13 protein-coding genes are annotated in these 17,155 nt (G+C 64.3%); 5 read left to right on the top strand and 8 right to left on the bottom strand.

What is annotated here, in order from left to right; all coding sequences use genetic code 11:
• Positions 1-17: 17 nt before the first annotated feature.
• Complete coding sequence (locus IFU00_00195) at positions 18-1,319, bottom strand: acetylornithine/succinyldiaminopimelate transaminase (GenBank protein MBD8540694.1); 1,302 nt, start codon at positions 1,317-1,319, stop codon at positions 18-20.
• Positions 1,320-1,455: 136 nt separating this feature from the next.
• The gene (locus tag IFU00_00190; protein MBD8540693.1) at positions 1,456-2,394 is read right to left on the bottom strand and encodes a helix-turn-helix domain-containing protein; all 939 of its coding nucleotides are present in this window, start codon (positions 2,392-2,394) and stop codon (positions 1,456-1,458) included.
• A 179-nt stretch (positions 2,395-2,573) separates the two neighbouring features.
• Between IFU00_00190 and IFU00_00185 the strand changes: the two genes are divergently transcribed.
• The 5 genes from IFU00_00185 to IFU00_00165 all read left to right on the top strand — a co-directional run bounded on the left by IFU00_00185 (position 2,574) and on the right by IFU00_00165 (position 7,137).
• Positions 2,574-3,047 (top strand): MarR family transcriptional regulator, encoded by a 474-nt coding sequence (locus IFU00_00185; protein ID MBD8540692.1) that lies wholly within the window; start codon positions 2,574-2,576, stop codon positions 3,045-3,047.
• The gene (locus IFU00_00180) at positions 3,044-3,325 is read left to right on the top strand and encodes a hypothetical protein (protein ID MBD8540691.1); all 282 of its coding nucleotides are present in this window, start codon (positions 3,044-3,046) and stop codon (positions 3,323-3,325) included. The genes IFU00_00185 and IFU00_00180 overlap by 4 nt, the downstream gene beginning before the upstream one ends.
• A 92-nt stretch (positions 3,326-3,417) precedes the next feature.
• The gene (locus tag IFU00_00175) at positions 3,418-4,251 is read left to right on the top strand and encodes an HDOD domain-containing protein (protein MBD8540690.1); all 834 of its coding nucleotides are present in this window, start codon (positions 3,418-3,420) and stop codon (positions 4,249-4,251) included.
• A gap of 263 nt (positions 4,252-4,514) precedes the next feature.
• Complete coding sequence (fabG, locus tag IFU00_00170) at positions 4,515-5,312, top strand: 3-oxoacyl-ACP reductase FabG (protein ID MBD8540689.1); 798 nt, start codon at positions 4,515-4,517, stop codon at positions 5,310-5,312.
• The gene (locus IFU00_00165) at positions 5,305-7,137 is read left to right on the top strand and encodes a glycoside hydrolase family 15 protein (GenBank protein MBD8540688.1); all 1,833 of its coding nucleotides are present in this window, start codon (positions 5,305-5,307) and stop codon (positions 7,135-7,137) included. The genes fabG and IFU00_00165 overlap by 8 nt, the downstream gene beginning before the upstream one ends.
• Positions 7,138-7,204: 67 nt before the next feature.
• Here the strand turns inward: IFU00_00165 and IFU00_00160 are convergent, their stop codons facing one another.
• The 6 genes from IFU00_00160 to queA form a co-directional block, all read right to left on the bottom strand.
• Positions 7,205-10,942, bottom strand: coding sequence for a PAS domain-containing protein (locus tag IFU00_00160; protein ID MBD8540687.1), 3,738 nt, complete (start codon positions 10,940-10,942; stop codon positions 7,205-7,207).
• A gap of 478 nt (positions 10,943-11,420) precedes the next feature.
• Entirely contained in the window at positions 11,421-12,443 is a 1,023-nt protein-coding gene (secF, locus tag IFU00_00155; GenBank protein ID MBD8540686.1) for a protein translocase subunit SecF, read from the bottom strand.
• Between the two features lie 16 nt (positions 12,444-12,459).
• Positions 12,460-14,334: a protein translocase subunit SecD gene (gene secD / locus IFU00_00150; protein MBD8540685.1), complete on the bottom strand. Its 1,875-nt coding sequence runs from the start codon at positions 14,332-14,334 to the stop codon at positions 12,460-12,462.
• 58 nt (positions 14,335-14,392) lie between these two features.
• Positions 14,393-14,725 carry a preprotein translocase subunit YajC gene (gene yajC, locus IFU00_00145; protein MBD8540684.1) on the bottom strand — a complete coding sequence of 111 codons (333 nt, stop codon included), beginning with the start codon at positions 14,723-14,725 and terminating at the stop codon, positions 14,393-14,395.
• 180 nt (positions 14,726-14,905) lie between these two features.
• Complete coding sequence (gene tgt, locus IFU00_00140) at positions 14,906-16,045, bottom strand: tRNA guanosine(34) transglycosylase Tgt (protein ID MBD8540683.1); 1,140 nt, start codon at positions 16,043-16,045, stop codon at positions 14,906-14,908.
• Positions 16,046-16,057: 12 nt separating this feature from the next.
• Positions 16,058-17,080 (bottom strand): tRNA preQ1(34) S-adenosylmethionine ribosyltransferase-isomerase QueA, encoded by a 1,023-nt coding sequence (gene queA / locus IFU00_00135; GenBank protein MBD8540682.1) that lies wholly within the window; start codon positions 17,078-17,080, stop codon positions 16,058-16,060.
• Positions 17,081-17,155 lie beyond the last annotated feature (75 nt).

Here is a 17,155-nt window from a genome sequence, read left to right as displayed (position 1 = left end):
CCGGCGGGTCCGATGCGTCAGGCGGCGTCGGGTGCCGGCACGGGTGCCTCTTTGCGTGGCGCCGCAGGTTCGTCGATGGCGTCGGCCAGGAATTCGGCCACGGCGGCGCGCATGATGCGGTTCGCTTCGGCGATCTGCGCGTCCGAGACGATCAGCGCCGGCGCCAGGCGCACGACGTCCGGACCGGCGATCAGCAGCATCAGGCCCATCTTCTCGGCGATCTTGGTGAAGTCCTTCGAGCGGCCCTTCGACGTTTCCGCCATCGGCAGGCCCAGGAGCAGGCCCATGCCGCGTGGCTGGCCGAACACCTGCGGGAAGTCCGCCGCCAGTTGCAGCAGGTTCGTCATGATCGCCACGTTGGCTTCTTTCACGCGCGCGAGGAAAGCCGGCTGGTTGATGATCTCCAGGACCTTCAGGGCGACGGTGGTGGCCAGCGGATTGCCGCCGTAGGTCGTGCCGTGGCTGCCCACGCCCAGGTGCTTGGCGATCTCGGTGGTCGTGAGCATCGCGCCGATCGGGTAGCCGTTGCCCAGCGCCTTGGCCGACGTCAGGACGTCCGGCTTGACGTTCATCTGCTCGTAGGCGAACAGCGTGCCGGTGCGGCCCATGCCCGACTGGACTTCGTCGAAGATCAGCAGTGCGCCGGTCTGGTCGCACAGCTCGCGCAGCGCTTTCAGGTAGTCCGGGTTGCCCGGAATGACGCCGCCCTCGCCCTGGATCGGCTCGACGATCACGGCCGCGACATCGTCGGTAATCGCGGCGCGCGCGGCCTCGATGTCGTTGTACGGGATGTGGCTCAGTTCCGGTGGCAGCGGCTCGAAGCCTTCGGTGTATTTCGACTGGCCGCCGACCGACACGGTAAACAACGTGCGGCCGTGGAACGAAGCCAGGCACGAGACGATGCGCGACTTGTGCGGACCGAACTTGGTGTGCGCGTATTTACGGGCGAGCTTGAGGGCCGCTTCGTTGGCTTCGGCGCCCGAGTTGCAGAAGAACGCGCGCTCGGCGAACGTCGCTTCGGTCAGGGCGCTGGCCAGGCGCAGCACCGGCTCGTTGGTGTAGCCATTGCCGAGGTGCCAGAGGGTGTTGAGCTGCTTGGTCAGCGCTTCGTTCACTTCAGGGTGGGCGTGGCCCAGCGAGGTGACGGCGATGCCCGAGGTGAAGTCCAGATACTGCTTGCCTTCCTGGTCCCACAGGTCCAGGCCCGATGCGCGCACCGGCACCATGGCGGCCGGGGCGTAGGTCGGGACCAGGACGTCGTCGAAGGTCTGGCGGGTGACAGACCGCGTGGCGATACCCGAATCAAGCTGAGCGTTCATGGCTTTTTCCTCATCCAATCAATGTAAATGGCGCGGGATGCTTCTCCCGCATGATCAATTCATTATAGAAACGCTGGCCGACAACTTCTTTTAGAAGTGCGACAGGCATTTTCATTTTTGACGCTACCGGACGGCGCTATTGCGCCAGCTTCCTCTGCCGCTCTTCGCGCGGCGTATTGCCGAACAAGGCCCCGAACGCCGTCGAAAAATGCGAGCCGGACGAAAATCCGCACATCAGCCCCACCTGCACGATCGAGTGATTGGTGTCGAGCAAGAGCTGGCGCGAGCGGCGCAGGCGCAGTTCGAGGTAGTAGCGCGATGGCAGGCTGCCCAGGTATTGCTTGAACAGGCGTTCGAGCTGGCGCCGCGAAATGCCGGACAGCTGCGCAATTTCGTCGGTGGACAGCGGCTCTTCGATATTGGCTTCCATCAGCGCCACCGCCTCGGACAGTTTCGGTTGCAGCGCGCCGAAGCGGGCCTGCAGCGCCACGCGCTGGCGCTCGTCCGGGCCGCGCACGCGGTCGATGCACAGCGTCTCTTTCACTTGCGCCTGGACGGTCGCGCCAAACAGCAGGTCGACCAGCGTCAGCGCGAAGTCGATACTGGCCGCGCCGCCGCAGCAGGTCAGGCGGTTGGCGTCGAATTCGTACAGGTTGGGGGTGAGCAGGGCCTGTTCGGCCTGGGCATTGACGTCCGGGTACAGCGCCCACGGCAGCGCCGTGCGCACGCCATGCAGGACGCCGGCGTCGGCCAGCCACAGCACGCCGGCGCCGACGCCGCCCCAGAACGGCGCGGCGCGGCAGCGCTCGACCAAGGCGCGCAGATTGGCCGGACGCAGCGCCGCTTCGGCTTCGTCGGCCACCAGCAGCACCAGGTGCCAGTGACGCTGGGCGTCGCCCATGAATTTGTCGGGACTGCGCACGTCGACGTGCAGGCGCTCGGGCCCCAGTACCTTGGCGGCCAGCCGCAGCGGCTGGTACAGCCCGGACCAGGTCAGCGCGTCCGGCTCGCCGGCATTGACCAGTAGCACGCGCAACAGCCGCTCCTGGGTCAGCAGGGACAGGTCAGGCTGCATCGCGGCGGATGGTCAGGGTCACGAATAGGAAATGGCCACAGGCCTGTGCAAACGACATGGGCGTACATCATACCGGAGAACATTCGCGCAACAAGCCTGTGCGGTCCACCCCGTCATATTGCGTACCGATGGACGCGCGGTGCAGCGGTCAGTGCAGCGGGCGGCTATAATCCCGGCCCATGGGGGAACGATATCTAAAAAGCGTCCGACTGCTGGCCGAGTGCATGCAGAGCTTCGAGCGCGTCTCGGGCGACGCCGTGCGCCAGAACGGTTTGACACACGCGCAGTTCGATATCATCGCCACGCTCGGCAACACGAGCGGCATGAGCTACAAGGAGCTGGGCGAGCGCACGCTGATCACCAAGGGCACGCTCACCGGCGTCATCGAACGCCTGGAGCACAAGGGCCTGGTGCTGCGCGAGCGCAGCTGCGACGACAAGCGCTCGTTCTTCGTGCGCCTCACGCCGGCCGGGGAACAGGTATTCTGCAACGTATTCCCGATCGTGATCGCACGCGGCAAGGAACTGTTCCACGCTTACAGCGACACCGACTTCGCCACGCTCGAAACCGCCCTGACGCTGCTGCGCACCCGCATCGCCAGCCACGGCAACGGTCCCCTGCCATCATCACCCCACCTGAAGGAAACGCCTTGAAAACCGCCCTCATCGACGACAAGAAGCCCGCCCATTTCGACAAGCACATCATCGGCAACATCCTGCTCGACGTCGCCCCACTGGACGAAGTCCAGCAAGAACCGATGCTGATCGGCGTGCGCAACGAAGCCGGCGACATTTACCGCCTCATCGGCGCAACCAAGCTCAACAGCTACATGAACGCGGTCGAAGAACTGTTCGATCTGGGCCTGGCCGACGAGCTGGAAAACACTGAAGAGCCAAAAGAAGGCTGCGACGCCATCTTCAGCGAAGCGTAATCCGGTCGCTGGGATGCCACAGGCCAAGGCCCGTGGTTCTCTAGAGCAATATAGTTGGTCGCGTTCTGGTGGGTTGGGGGTATAATTTTTTGATGGACCAACTCTCTTCCCTCGACAGCATCGCTGCTGAAGCCAGCAGGGGCGAACTCACGTTTCCCACCAGCGTTCACGCATCGCTCAAGTTGCAGCGGGCGTTGAGTGAACCCGATTGCCACATCGACGCCGCTGCCCGCCTCGTGCAGGCCGAGCCGCTGCTGGCCGCGCGCACCGTGGCGATCGCCAACTCGGTCGCCTACAACCGCTCCGGCAACGACGTCACGAGCGTGCCCGCCGCCGTGCAGCGGGTGGGCTTTCGCACGCTGGGCGCGCTGGCCGCGTCCGTCATCGTGCGCCAGCTGGCCAGCGAAATCCGCGACCCCGGCCTGCGCAAGAAGGCCGACCAGCTGTGGACACACTCGGCCCACGTGGCCGCACTGGCCCAGGTGATCGCGCGCCGCGTCTCGTTCGTCGACCCTGAAACCGCCCTGTTCGCCGGCATCGTGCATGAAGTCGGCGGCTTTTATCTGCTGTCGCGCGCCGAAGCGATGCCGGGGCTGCTTGACGATCATCTCGATGCCTGGCTCGACCATGGCGAAGCGGCCATCGGTCGCGGCGTGCTGCACCAGCTCGCCGTGCCGGCGCCCGTGATGAGCGCCATCGAAGCCTTGTGGGACGGCATGCGCGCGCTGCCACCCGAAACCCTCGGCGACACGCTGCTGCTGGCCAATGATCTGGCGCCGTTCCCGTCGCCGCTGTTCGCGCCCGTGGGCGCCACGACTTATGCGGCCGCGGCCACCATCGACTTCGTGTTCGGCCACGGCACGCTCAAGGGCGTGCTGGAAGAGTCGGGCGAAGAGGTCAAGAGCCTGGCCTCGGCGCTGCTCTAGGCAAAAAAATGCCCGCTCGGTGACGAGCGGGCCAAAGTCCAAAACTAGGGATGTCCTGAAAGAGACAGCCTGATCTTATGTCTCGCGGGGTGCTCACTCGGTGCGGTGACTCACACTCACACCATCTTTTCGCACGGATTCAGTTCCCGTTTTTCCACACGCCATTGCCACCCATGGCGTGCCGGTCGCATCCCCGCTTTCTGCTAAGGTCACGCCAATCACTGGCGTACGCAACAGTGCGTCCCGACCTTCTGGAGAATCCCATGAAAATCAGCTTGCAGGACCAGGTGGTGCTCGTCACCGGCGGCGATTCCGGCATTGGCCGCGGCATCAGCCTCGCGTTCGCCGAGGCCGGCGCCCAGGTCGTCGTCAATTACAACAGCAGCCGCGACAAGGCCGAAGAGGTCGTCGCGCAGATCACGGGCGCCGGAGGCCGCGCCGTGGCGGTCCAGGCCAATGTCGGGAAGGAAGACGATGTCGGGCGCCTGTTCGACGAGACGGTCAAGGCTTTCGGCGGTATCGACATCCTGGTGGCCAACTCGGGCATCCAGAAAGACGCCCCGATCGCCGAGATGACGCTGCAAGACTGGCAAGCCGTCATCGACGTCAACCTCACCGGCCAGTTCCTGTGCACGCGCGCAGCCATCCGGCAATTTCGCGAGCAGGGCAACCGCGGCCGCATGCGCGCCAATGGCGCCATCCTGTGCATGAGTTCCGTGCACGAGATCATTCCCTGGGCCGGCCACGTCAACTACGCGGCCTCCAAAGGCGGCATCGGCATGCTGATGCGCTCCCTGGCGCAGGAAGTGGCGCCGGACCGCATCCGCGTCAACGCCATCGCGCCGGGCGCGATCCGCACGCCGATCAATGCCGAGGCCACCGAAGGCGCAGCAGCCGACAAGCTGCTCAAGCTGATCCCGTATGGCCGCATCGGCGATGTCGACGACGTCGCGGCGCTGGCGCTGTTCATGGCGTCCGACCTGGCCGACTACATGACCGGCACCACGGTGTACGTCGATGGCGGCATGGCACTGTATCCGGGCTTCGAAGACAATGGTTGAACGTTCAGATAATTCGGCCGGCACCCCGCCGCCAAGACCGATTGCCAACCACGGCGCCATCGGCAACCTGGCCACGATGGCGCTCGTCGCTACCGACGGCACGATCGACTTTCTGTGCTGGCCCGACTTCGACAGCCCCAGCATCTTCGCCGCCTTGCTCGACCCGGACAAGGGCGGCCACTTCACGCTCGCGCCACAGATGCCCGATGCGCGCGTCGTGCAGACCTACCTGCCCGACACCAACGTCCTGCTCACGCAGTGGCTGAGTGACGAGGCCAGCGTCCAGATCACCGACCTGATGGCCGGCCCCGAGGAAATCGGTCACGGCGCGGCATGCGTGCTGCGGCGCGTGGAAGTCACGAAGGGCGAAGTACGGATGCGGCTCGATTGCCAGCCGCGCTTTGACTATGCGCGCCTGCAGCCCGAGGTCAGCATCACGCAGGACCAGGTGGTGTTTTCCGCCGCCGGCGCGCCGTCGCTGCGCCTGTGCGCGCCGGTCGACTTCACCGCTGTCGACGGCGGCGCCGGCGCCAGCTTCGTGCTGAAGGCCGGCGAGTCGATCGACATCGTCATGGACGAAGAAGGCGACCCGCCCCTTGACCAGGCTGCGCGCGACACGCTGGTCGTCGACGTCGTCGCGCACTGGCGCAACTGGGCCAGGCGCTCGACCTACAAGGGCCGCTGGCGCGAGGACGTCACGCGTTCGGCGCTGGTGCTCAAGCTGATGACCTCGCGCCGTCATGGCTCGATGGTCGCTGCCGCCACCTTCGGCCTGCCCGAGGTACTGGGCGGCTCGCGCAACTGGGATTACCGCTCGACCTGGATCCGCGACGCCTCGTTCACCGTGTATGCGCTGATGCGCCTTGGTTACACCGAGGAAGCCAAGGCGTTCACGCGCTGGTCGGCCGAGCGGCCCAGCCATGGGCCCGATGACGGCCAGCTGCGCATCATGTACGCGCTTGACGGCGGCGAGGTGCAGGCCGAAGTCGATCTCGATCACCTGGCCGGTTATGCCGGCTCGCAGCCGGTCAGGATCGGCAACGATGCGGCGACCCAGCTGCAGCTCGATATCTTCGGCGCCCTGCTCGATGCGGTTTACCTGAGCAACAAGTATGGGGAAGCGATCTCGCACGCCGGCTGGCTGGGCGTGTGCCACGTGGTCGGCTTCGTGTGCGACAACTGGCGCCGGCCCGACGCCGGTATCTGGGAAGGCCGTGAAGCGCCGCGCGAGCACCTGCACTCGCAACTCATGTGCTGGGTGGCGGTCGACCGGGCGATCCGCCTGGCCAGCAAGCGCTCGCTGACTGCCCCGTTCGACCAGTGGATCGCGGCGCGCAACGACATCTCCAACTACATCTGGGCCACCTTCTGGAACAAGGAACTGGGCCACTTCGTGCGCAGCAAGGGCTCCACCGACCTCGATGGCGCGATGCTGATGATGCCGCTGGTGCGCTTCATCGGCTCGACCGACCCGCAGTGGCTGGCCACGCTCGACGCCATCGGCGACCAGCTGGGCGACGACGCGCTGGTGCTGCGCTACGACCGCGACGATGGTCTCGAAGGCGAAGAAGGCGCGTTCGCGGCCTGCTCGTTCTGGTACGTGGAATGCCTGGCGCGCGCCGGCCGCCTGGAGCAGGCGCACAACAATATGGAAAAGTTGCTCGCCTACGGTAACCACGTCGGGCTGTACGCCGAGGAGTTCACCGGCAAGGCTGAGCTGCTCGGTAACTTCCCGCAGGCGTTCACGCACCTGGCCCTGATCAGCGCCGCGACGTATCTCGACAGCGCGCTCGATGGCAGGAACAACCATCCGTGGCAGTTGTAGCGCAAGCACCTTGCACGCCACCTTTCCAGGGCGGCGGCAAGATCATCGACCTGGCCGCGGCGTTGATTCAGGCCGGCGTGCGTAGCGCGGCAGCGCCGAACAGGTTCCCGATCGGCTCGGGTTTGTGCAGCAAGTACCCTTGTGCGTAGTCGATGCCGATCTCACGCACGCGTTCCAGCACTTTGGGCTGGTCGACGAACTCGGCAACCGTCTTGACCCCCACCACGCGGGCCACATCAACGAAACAGCGTACAGCGGCGGCGTCCAGCGGATCGTCGATCACGTCGCGGATGAAGCTGCCATCGATCTTCAGCAGGTCGACCTTGAGCGTCTTCAGGTAGCCGAACGACGACGCTCCGGCCCCGAAGTCATCGAGTGCGACCCTGACCCCCAGAGCGCGTACCTGTTCGATGAAGATCGCGGCATCGGCCATATTGGTGACGGCAGCGGTCTCCGTGATCTCCAGGCAGATGCAGCGGCAGACGGCACTCCCCGCTTCGGTCAATACGTCGATGGCATATCGGTGAAACGCGCGGTCGCCCACCGACTGGCCTGACAGGTTGATGCACAAGGTTTGCAGCGTACACAAATCGGCCATGTCCTGAATCTGCTGGACGGCGTGCGTCAGCACCCAGCGGTCGATGCGCGTGGCCATGTGGAAGCGCTCTGCAGCCGGCAGGAAGGCCCCCGGCAGAATCAGGCTGCCATCGTTGTCCAGCAGCCGGATCAGCACTTCCGCGTGAAGCCCCGTGGCACCCTCGCCAAGCGGGTCGATGCGCTGCACATAAAGCACAAACCGGCCTTCATCCAGCGCCTGCTCCAGCCGCGCGGCCCACTGCATTTCGCCATGACGGGTACGCATGGCCTGGTCGGTGTCGAACCAGACATGCACACGGTTGCGGCCCGCCTCCTTGGCGGCGTAGCACGACGTGTCTGCCGCCTGCATGGCGGCGGCCGTGCTGGTCCAGCGGTTGTCCATCGGCACCAGCCCGATACTGGTGCCGATACGGAAGCGGCGGTCGTCGTGCACGAACCGGAACGCCTCCATGCGGTCGCAGATCTGCTGCGCCACGCGCAGTGCCTGGTCGGCCATGCAGTGTTCGAGGATGACCGCGAATTCGTCGCCGCCCAGGCGGGCCAGCGTGTCACGCGCACGCACGGCTTCGCGCAGCAGCTTGGCCACCTGCTGCAGGAGCTGGTCGCCCACCGAGTGGCCGCAGGCATCGTTCACAAGTTTGAACTGGTCGAGATCGATATACAGCAGGGCATGCTCGCTACGGTCCTCGTGCGCCTTGTCCAGGGTGCGGCGCAACCGGGTCTCGAACTCGGCCCGGTTGACCAGGCCCGTGAGGGCGTCGTGCGTGGCGCGGTAGCTCATCTCACCGGACAGTCGACGTTGTTCAGTCACATCGTGAAAGACCAGCACGACGCCGAGCACATCGCCACTCGGGTTGCGGATCGGTGCAGCGGAATCCTCAATGCCGAACTCGTCGCCATTGCGCGAGATCAGCACGGTGTCCTTGGCCAGGCCCACGATCTTGCCCTGTGCCAAGCAGTTGGCCACAGGGCTCTCGGTGAGATTCCGGGTCTCTGCGTTGACGATATGAAAGACTTGGGTCAGTGGGCGCCCGAGTGCTTCACTGGACAGCCAGCCGGTCATGCGCTCGGCTACCGGGTTCAACCAGGTCACCCGGCTTTCGGCGTCGGTGGTGATCACGGCGTCGCCAATCGACTGCAGCGTCACGCGCAGGAGCTCATGCTGCTCGGCCAGCTGGTTGGCGAGCTCGCGCAGTGGGGTCACATCCCAACTCACGCCCACCATGTGCAGAGCCTGGCCCTCGGCATCACGCCTCACACTGCCAGCGGCACGAAGAAAATGCACGGAGCCGTCGTGCCAGATCACACGAAACTCGGAGCGCAAATCGGTACCGTTTTCCAGGGCCGACTTGAACTCCTGCCTGGCGCGGCTCTGATCGGCGGGGTGAAGGTGGCGAGCCCAGTGTTCGTAGCCGTCCGTACCCGATCCCTCCGGCAGGCCGTACAGCGCGTACATCAGGGCATCGCAAGTGAATACGCCTGTCTGTACGTTCAGCTCCCAGACCCCGATGCCACCGGTTTCGGTCGCCAGCACAATGCGTTGTTGAGCGGCATCGAGGGCCTGGCGGCTTTCCACGCGCTGGGTAATATCCTGAAACACCCCGAACAGCTGCACCGGTTTTCCGCCCTCGAACGTCGCATGGCCCACCACGCGCACCCAGATCCTGCGGCCGCTCTTCTGGATGAAAGGCAGTTCCAGGTCCCAGTCCGTGCCGTCGGCCATGGCCTGCGCTACCGCGGCCTCGATGAGGGGGCGGGCTTGCGGCGCATAGAAGTCGATTGCCTCGGCCAGTTGGGGCTGGTAATCGAGCTCCACGCCGTGGATGCGACAGGTCTGCTCGGACCAGTGAACGGTGCCGCTGGTGATGTCTACCTCCCAGCCCCCGACCTGTGCCAGGGCGCCGGTGCGGTTCAGCAGTTCCTCGCTCTTGCGCAACCGATCTTCCTGCGCCTTGCGCGCCGTGATATCCAGATGCGTGCCGAACATCCACTCGGGCTGGCCGTCTGCGGTGCTGGTCAGCACCTTGCCGCGGTCGAGCACCCAGACCCAGTGGCCGTCGCGGTGACGCATGCGCGCCTCGCATTCGTAAGTCGCCGTCTCACCCGCAAAGTGGGCTTGCAGCAGCGCAGCGGATCGCGCCTTGTCCTCGGGGTGGGCCAGATCGGCCCAGGTCTGGATCGTGGTCGGGGAAAGCTCGTCCAGGGTGGCGCCCACAATCTCGGCCCAGCGCTCATTGAAGCGCGTCTCGCCCGTCTGGACGTTCCATTCCCAGGTGCCCGCCCCGGTGCCCTGAATGATCGCTGCCAGGCGCACGCGCTCGTCGTCGAGTGTCCGGCGCGACTGCAAGCGCTCGGTGATGTCTTCCACCGAACCCACGTAGCCCGTGACCTCGTCATCGCCATCCAGCAAGGCCCGCGCAACAGCGCGCACATGACGCACCGCGCCGTCGTGGTGGCGAACCCGGAACTCCATGTCGAATTCGTGCTTCAGCGGCGCCGCGCGCTCCCATTGGGCGAAAACGGCGGCCTTGTCGTCGGGGTGCAGCGCATGGCTCCAGCCGTGGCCCAGCGCCTCGGCCTCGCTCAAACCGTAAATGGCTTGCCAGCGAGCATTGGTGTAGGTGCAGGCGCCAGCCGCATCGGCGGCGAACATGCCTAACGGAGATGCCTCGCTGAGCGTGCGAAAGCGGGTTTCACTGGCCAGGAAACCCCGTGCCATGCGACGCGATTCCAGTGCCTGGACGACAGCGATCGACAACAGGCGCAGCGTTTCGCGCTGCGTCTCGCTCAGTCGGCGGGGCACACGGTCGATCACGCATAGCGTGCCGACGTGGGCACCGTCGCTCAGGCGCAGCGTGGCGCCGGCGTAGAAGCGAATGTCTGGCGCGGTTGCGACCAGCGGATTATCGGCGAAGCGAGGGTCGGCCAGGGCATCAGGCACCTCGAAAATGCCGTCATCCAGAATCGCGTGAGCACAGAACGCCGCATCGCGGGGCAGCTCTGTCACCCCGGGCAAGCCAACATTGGCCTTGAACCATTGCCGGTCGTGGTCGATCAGGCTGACCAGCGAGATCGGAACGCCACACACCAGGGCAGCGATTGCCACCAGGGCATCGAACTCACGTTCGGGCGCGGTGTCGAGGACGCCGAGCCGTTCGAGCGCCCGCAGGCGCTCAGGTTCGTCCAATGGCATCGGTGCAGTCAGCATAAGCGGGCTCGTTCAATGAAATCTCGCCGATTGTCTCACAGCGGCACATCGTCAAATGCCCGAGCTGGGCTGGAACTCCGTCCCATATCGGTGATTCGTCTCTTGAGCGCGTTTCGGTGCCCGGTAGCACAGCCGGGGTCAGGTCTGACATTCGGACACGATCTCAGCCGTGGCCACGTTCAATGGCGTCTCGCCCACGATTAGCATGGCCAAGTGTCAGCGCGTTCAGGCTGCCTGACTGTCGAGATCGCGTCCGAATGTCAGACCTGACCCCCGCTTTTCTGTCGAGATCGTGTCCGAATGTCAGACCTGACCCCCGCTTTTTTGTAAGGAATGCGGGACAAAAAAAACCCGCGCCGTTGCCGGGGCGGGTGAAGTCCAAAACTAGGGATGTCCTGAAAGAGACAGTTCCACTATAAATACGGGCACATCGCGGCTCCGTGCGTTGACACACACAAAGCCGCAATCGTGCAATCGGTCAGACGACCGCGCCGTCGGTGTCGTCTTTCTCTTTGACCGGCTTGATCAGGTCTTCACGCTTGACGCCCAGCCACATCGCCACAGCCGCCGCCACGAACACCGACGAGTAGATACCGAAGCAGATGCCGATGGCCAGCGCGATCGCGAAGTAGTGCAGCGCGTAGCCGCCGAAGAACAGCATCGACAGGACCATCATCAGCGTCGAGCCGTGCGTGATGATCGTGCGCGAGATCGTGCTGGTGATCGCGTGATCGATCACTTCCGGCACGCTCATGCGGCGCTGCTTGCGGAACATCTCGCGGATCCGGTCGAAGATGACGACCGATTCGTTGACCGAGTAACCCAGCACCGCCAGTGTTGCGGCCAGCACCGTCAGCGAGAATTCCCACTGGAAGAACGCGAAGAAGCCCAGGATGATGACCACGTCGTGCAGGTTGGCGACCACGGCGGCGACAGCGAATTTCCATTCGAAGCGGATTGCCAGGTAGACCACGATGCCCAGGATGACCATCAGCAGCGCGTTCAGGCCGTTCTGGGCCAGCTCCTCGCCGACCGACGGGCCGACGAACTGCACTTGCTGCAGGCTGATCAGCTCTTGCCCGCCTGGTGCGACGCAGCTGGTGCGGTTGAGCACTTCACCCTTGTCGGTCGTCGTTTGCGTCTGCTTGGTCGTGCCCTGCTCGTCGCGGCAAATGGCATTGAACACGGCCGTCGAGCTGCTCGCCGCTGGCGCGCCCGCGACGATCGGCAGGCGCAGCATGATGTCCTGCGCGGTGCCGAAGCTGGCCACCTCAGGGTGCGAATAGCCCATCCCGCGCAGCGTGTTGCGGATCTTTTCCTGGTCCGCCGCCTTTGGATAGAGCAGCTCCATCACCGTGCCGCCCGTGAACTCCACCGAGAAGTTCAGGGGCTTGGTGATCAGGAAGAACACCGCCGCCACGAATGTGATCACCGAGATCGCATTGAGGACCAGCGCGTGGCGCATGAACGGGATGTCCCGTTTGATCTTGAAAAATTCCATTGTCGTATCCCGGTGCTTACTTCTTGTTAGGCGTCATGCCAGGCTGCCAGACCGTGCCGATCGAAATCTTCGTCAGCTTTTTCTGGCGGCCGTACCACAGGTTGGCGAAACCGCGGGCCACGACCACGGCCGAGAACATCGAGGTCAGGATGCCCAGGCAGTGGACCACGGCAAAGCCGCGCACTGGACCGGAACCGAAGATCAGCAGCGCCAGGCCGACGATCAGCGTGGTGACGTTGGAGTCGACGATGGTGTCCCAGGCATGCTTGGAACCGGCTGAAATCGCCGCCTGCGGCGTCGCGCCGGCCCGCAGCTCTTCGCGGATACGTTCGTTCACCAGCACGTTCGAATCAATTGCCACGCCCAGTGCCAGCGCGATTGCCGCGATACCCGGCAGCGTCAGCGTGATCTGCAGGATCGACAGCAGCGCCAGCAGGAACAGCACGTTGGCCGCGAGCGCCAGCGCCGAGAACACGCCGAACAGGTGGTAGTAGATGATCATGAAGATCGCGATCGCCACGAAGCCCCAGATGGTGGAATGCAGGCCGCGCTCGATGTTCTCGGCGCCCAGTTGCGGGCCGATCACGCGTTCCTCGACGAATTCCATCGGCGCCGACAGCGCGCCCGAGCGCAGCAGCAGTGCCAGCTCGTTGGCGTCCTGCGAGCTGCCCATATTGGTGATCTGGAAGCTCGAACCCAGTTCGCTCTGGATGGTCGGGGCCGACAGCACGTTGTAGACGCCCTTTTCTTTCAGCAGGATCGCCATGCGCTTGCCGACGTTTTCACGCGTGGCCAGGCGGATACGGCGGCCGCCGTCGCCGTTCAGGTCGAGCGAAACGGCAGGCTGCTGGTTCTGGTCGAAGCTGGCGGTGGCGCTCGAAATCGATTCGCCGGTCAGGATGATGTCGCGCGAGACAACGATCGGTGCGCCGCGGCCTTCGGTGAACAGTTCGGAGTTCAGCGGAATCGCTGCCGACAGCTCGGTGCCCGGGGTCACGGTGGTGTCGACCATGCGCAGTTCGAGCGTGGCGGTGCGGCCGATGATGTCCTTGGCGCGGGCAACGTCCTGCACGCCTGGCAGCTGGACCACGATGCGGTCGGCCCCCTGCTGCTGGATGATCGGCTCGGTGGTGCCCAGTTCATTGATACGCTTGGACAGCGTCATGATGTTCTGCTTGATGCCGTCTTCGACCGAGCGCTTGATGGCTTCGGGCTTCAGGCTCACGACCAGCTTCATGTCGGCGCCATCGGCGGCGTCGGCAAAGGCCAGCTCGCTCGACTGCGCGGCCAGCACGTTGCGCGCGTTGCTGCGGGTGGCAGCATCGCGGAAGCGCACTTCGATGGTGTCACGCACGCGCTCGATGCCGCTATGGCGCACGTTCTTGTCACGCAGGTTGCTGCGCACGCTCGACTGCAGGGCCTTGACCTTGTTGTCGAGGACCGCCTTGGTGTCGACCTGCAGCAGGAAGTGCACGCCGCCGCGCAAGTCCAGGCCCAGGCTCATCGGCGCTGCGCCAATGGCCGTCATCCAGGCCGGGGTGTTCTTCACCAGGTTGACGGTGACGATGTAATCGGGATTGGCAGGGTCGCGGTTCAGTTCGCGCTCAAGAGCCAGCTTGGCCTTGAACTGCTCTTCGGTACCGGCGAAGCGCGCGCGCACCGAGGTGGTGTGGCCCGTGCCTTCGAGGGTGATACCGGTGGAAGGAATGCCGGCACGCTTGAGCGCATCCTCGACCACGGTGGTGGAGGCACTCGTGATATTCAGGGTAGAACGGCCTGATGTGACCTGCAACGCCGGCGTTTCGCCGAAGTAGTTCGGTGCCGTGTACAAGGCGCCCAGCAGCAGCGCAATGACGATCAGTAAGTATTTCCAGACGGGATAGCGATTCATAGTGTTCCGGCGTTCAGGTTAGGCAGTGCGGGTTGCCCCGCACGGCGCACAGCAGGGCTTACAGGGCTTTCAGCGTGCCTTTTGGCAGCAGCGTGGTCACCGAATTCTTTTGCACGGTGATTTCGGTGCCGACGGCAACCTCCAGCGTCACATAGGCTTCGGCCACTTTCGAAACACGGCCGACGATACCGCCGGCGGTCACGACTTCGTCGCCCTTGGCCAGTGCGTCCATCATGGCTTTCGCCTCTTTCTGGCGTTTCTGCTGAGGACGGATCATCAGGAAATACATGACCACGAACATCAGGATCAGCGGCAGGAAGGTCGTCAGGCTACCCATGATGCCGGCATCGGCGACAGGGGCAGTTTGCGCGTACGCGTTGGAAATGAACACAAGAGCTCCGATGGTGAAGTTAAAAAAATAAGCGGTGTATTCTAGCATCGGCCAGAAGCCGCAAACCATATCCGGCAGTATGTCGTCTTGCTTTCAGGTATTGCAAGACAAACCGGTCGATATTGCATGCAGCCCCAACCGTCAATACGGCAAGATCGGGGCTGCAGGGTAAGCAAGTGCTTACACGCCGCGTGCGCGGTCGGCCGCGAACTTGACGCGGAAGGCCTGGAAACCGTCGGCGTCGATCGCGTCGCGCATTTCCTGCATCAGATTCAGGTAGTAATGCAGGTTGTGGATCGTGTTCAGGCGCGCGCCCAGGATCTCGTTCGAGCGGTGCAGGTGGTGCAGATAGGCGCGCGAGAAATTCTGGCAGCAGTAGCAGGTGCAGCTCTCGTCGAGCGGCGCCATCTCTTCTTTATAGCGCGCATTCTTGATCTTGACGTCGCCAAAGCGCGTAAACAGCCAGCCGTTGCGGGCGTTCCGGGTCGGCATCACGCAGTCGAACATGTCGACGCCATTGGCCACGCCATCGACCAGGTCTTCCGGCGTACCCACGCCCATCAGGTAGTGCGGCTTGTTCTCGGGCAGGCGCGGGCCGACGTGGGCCAGGATGCGCTTCATGTCTTCCTTTGGCTCGCCAACCGACAGGCCGCCAATGGCCAGCCCCGGGAAGTTGATGTCTTCCAGGCCTGCGAGCGATTCGTCGCGCAGGTGCTCGTACATGCCGCCCTGGACGATGCCGAACAGCGCGTTCGGGTTGCCGCCACTGGTGAATTCGTTCATCGAGCGCTGGGCCCAGCGCAGCGACATGCGCATCGATTTCGCCGCTTCGTCGGCGGTGGCCGGGCGGCCGTCGATTTCGTACGGCGTGCATTCGTCGAACTGCATCACGATGTCCGAATTGAGCGCACGCTGGATCTGCATCGAGATTTCCGGCGACAGGAACAGTTTCGAGCCGTCGATCGGCGAGGCGAACTTGACGCCCTCTTCCGTGATCTTGCGCATCGCGCCCAGCGAAAACACCTGGAAGCCGCCCGAGTCGGTCAGGATCGGGCCATCCCAGCCCATGAACTTGTGCAGGCCGCCGAACTTGTTCATCACGTCCACGCCCGGGCGCAGCCACAGGTGGAAGGTATTGCCCAGGATGATCTGCGAGCCGACGTCTTTCAGCTCGATCGGGTCCATCGCCTTGACCGAGCCGTAGGTACCGACCGGCATGAAGATCGGGGTTTCGATGGTGCCGTGGTTCAGCTTCAGGCGGCCGCGGCGGGCGTGCGACAGGCCGCTGGTGTCTTTTTTGAGCAGGGTAAATTCGAGCATGTGTTCTCTGACTTATCGTGAGGTGGTGCTCAAGAGCATGGCGTCGCCATAGCTGAAGAAGCGGTATTCGTTGGCAATCGCGTGCGCGTAGGCAGCGCGGATCGGCGCGTAGCCGGCAAAGGCCGACACCAGCATCAGGAGCGTCGACTTGGGCAGGTGGAAGTTGGTCACCAGGCGCGTGACCGTTTTAAAGGTGTAGCCGGGCGTGATGAACAGGGCCGTGTCGGCGCTACCGGCAACCAGCTCGCCGCTTTGCGAGGCCGACTCCAGCGCGCGCAGGCTGGTCGTGCCGACGGCAATCACATCGCGGCCTGCGGCCCGGGTGGCGCGCACCGCGTCCACCGTGTCTTGCGCGATCGTGTACCACTCGGTGTGCATCTTGTGTTCGCTGAGGTCTTCGACCCGCACCGGCTGGAAGGTGCCGGCGCCCACGTGCAGTGTGACATACGCGAAGTTCACGCCTTTCGCGGCCAGGCGGTCCAGCAGCGGCTGGTCGAAGTGCAGGCCGGCCGTGGGCGCGGCCACGGCGCCCGGCTCTTTCGAGTACACGGTCTGATAACGCTGTTCGTCGAATTCGTCGGCGGTGTGCTCGATGTACGGCGGCAGCGGCAGGCGGCCGTGCGCTTCGATCAGGTCGAACACATCGCCTTCAAAGTGCAGCGTGAAGAATTCGCCGGCGCGCTCGCCTGCCGTCACAGTGAAGGCGTCGGCCAGGCGGATGCGATTACCCGGCTTGGGCGACTTCGACGCGCGGACCTGGGCCAGTACCGTGCGGTTGTCGAGCACGCGCTCGACCAGCACCTCGACCTGGCCGCCGGATTCCTTGACGCCGAAGAAGCGCGCCTTGAGCACGCGGGTGTTGTTCATCACGAGCAGGTCGCCCGCCTGCAATTGGTCGACGATGTCGGCGAACTGGCGGTCGATGATCTGGTCGCCATCGAGGTGCAGCAGGCGCGACGCGCTGCGGTCCGGCAGCGGCAATTGCGCGATGCGCTCGGGGGGCAGGTCGAAGTCGAAATCGGATAGCGAATACATGATGTTCAATTGGTTGGGCAAATCTCGGCAAATCAATGCTGCCAGCTTTACAATAGAGGCTTGAAGCGCATACGG

This window comes from Oxalobacteraceae sp. CFBP 8761 (assembly GCA_014841595.1).
Classification (GTDB): Bacteria; Pseudomonadota; Gammaproteobacteria; order Burkholderiales; family Burkholderiaceae_D; genus Telluria.
The sequence above is the reverse complement of the archived record's forward strand: the minus strand, read 5'-3'. Positions and strand labels throughout refer to the sequence as shown.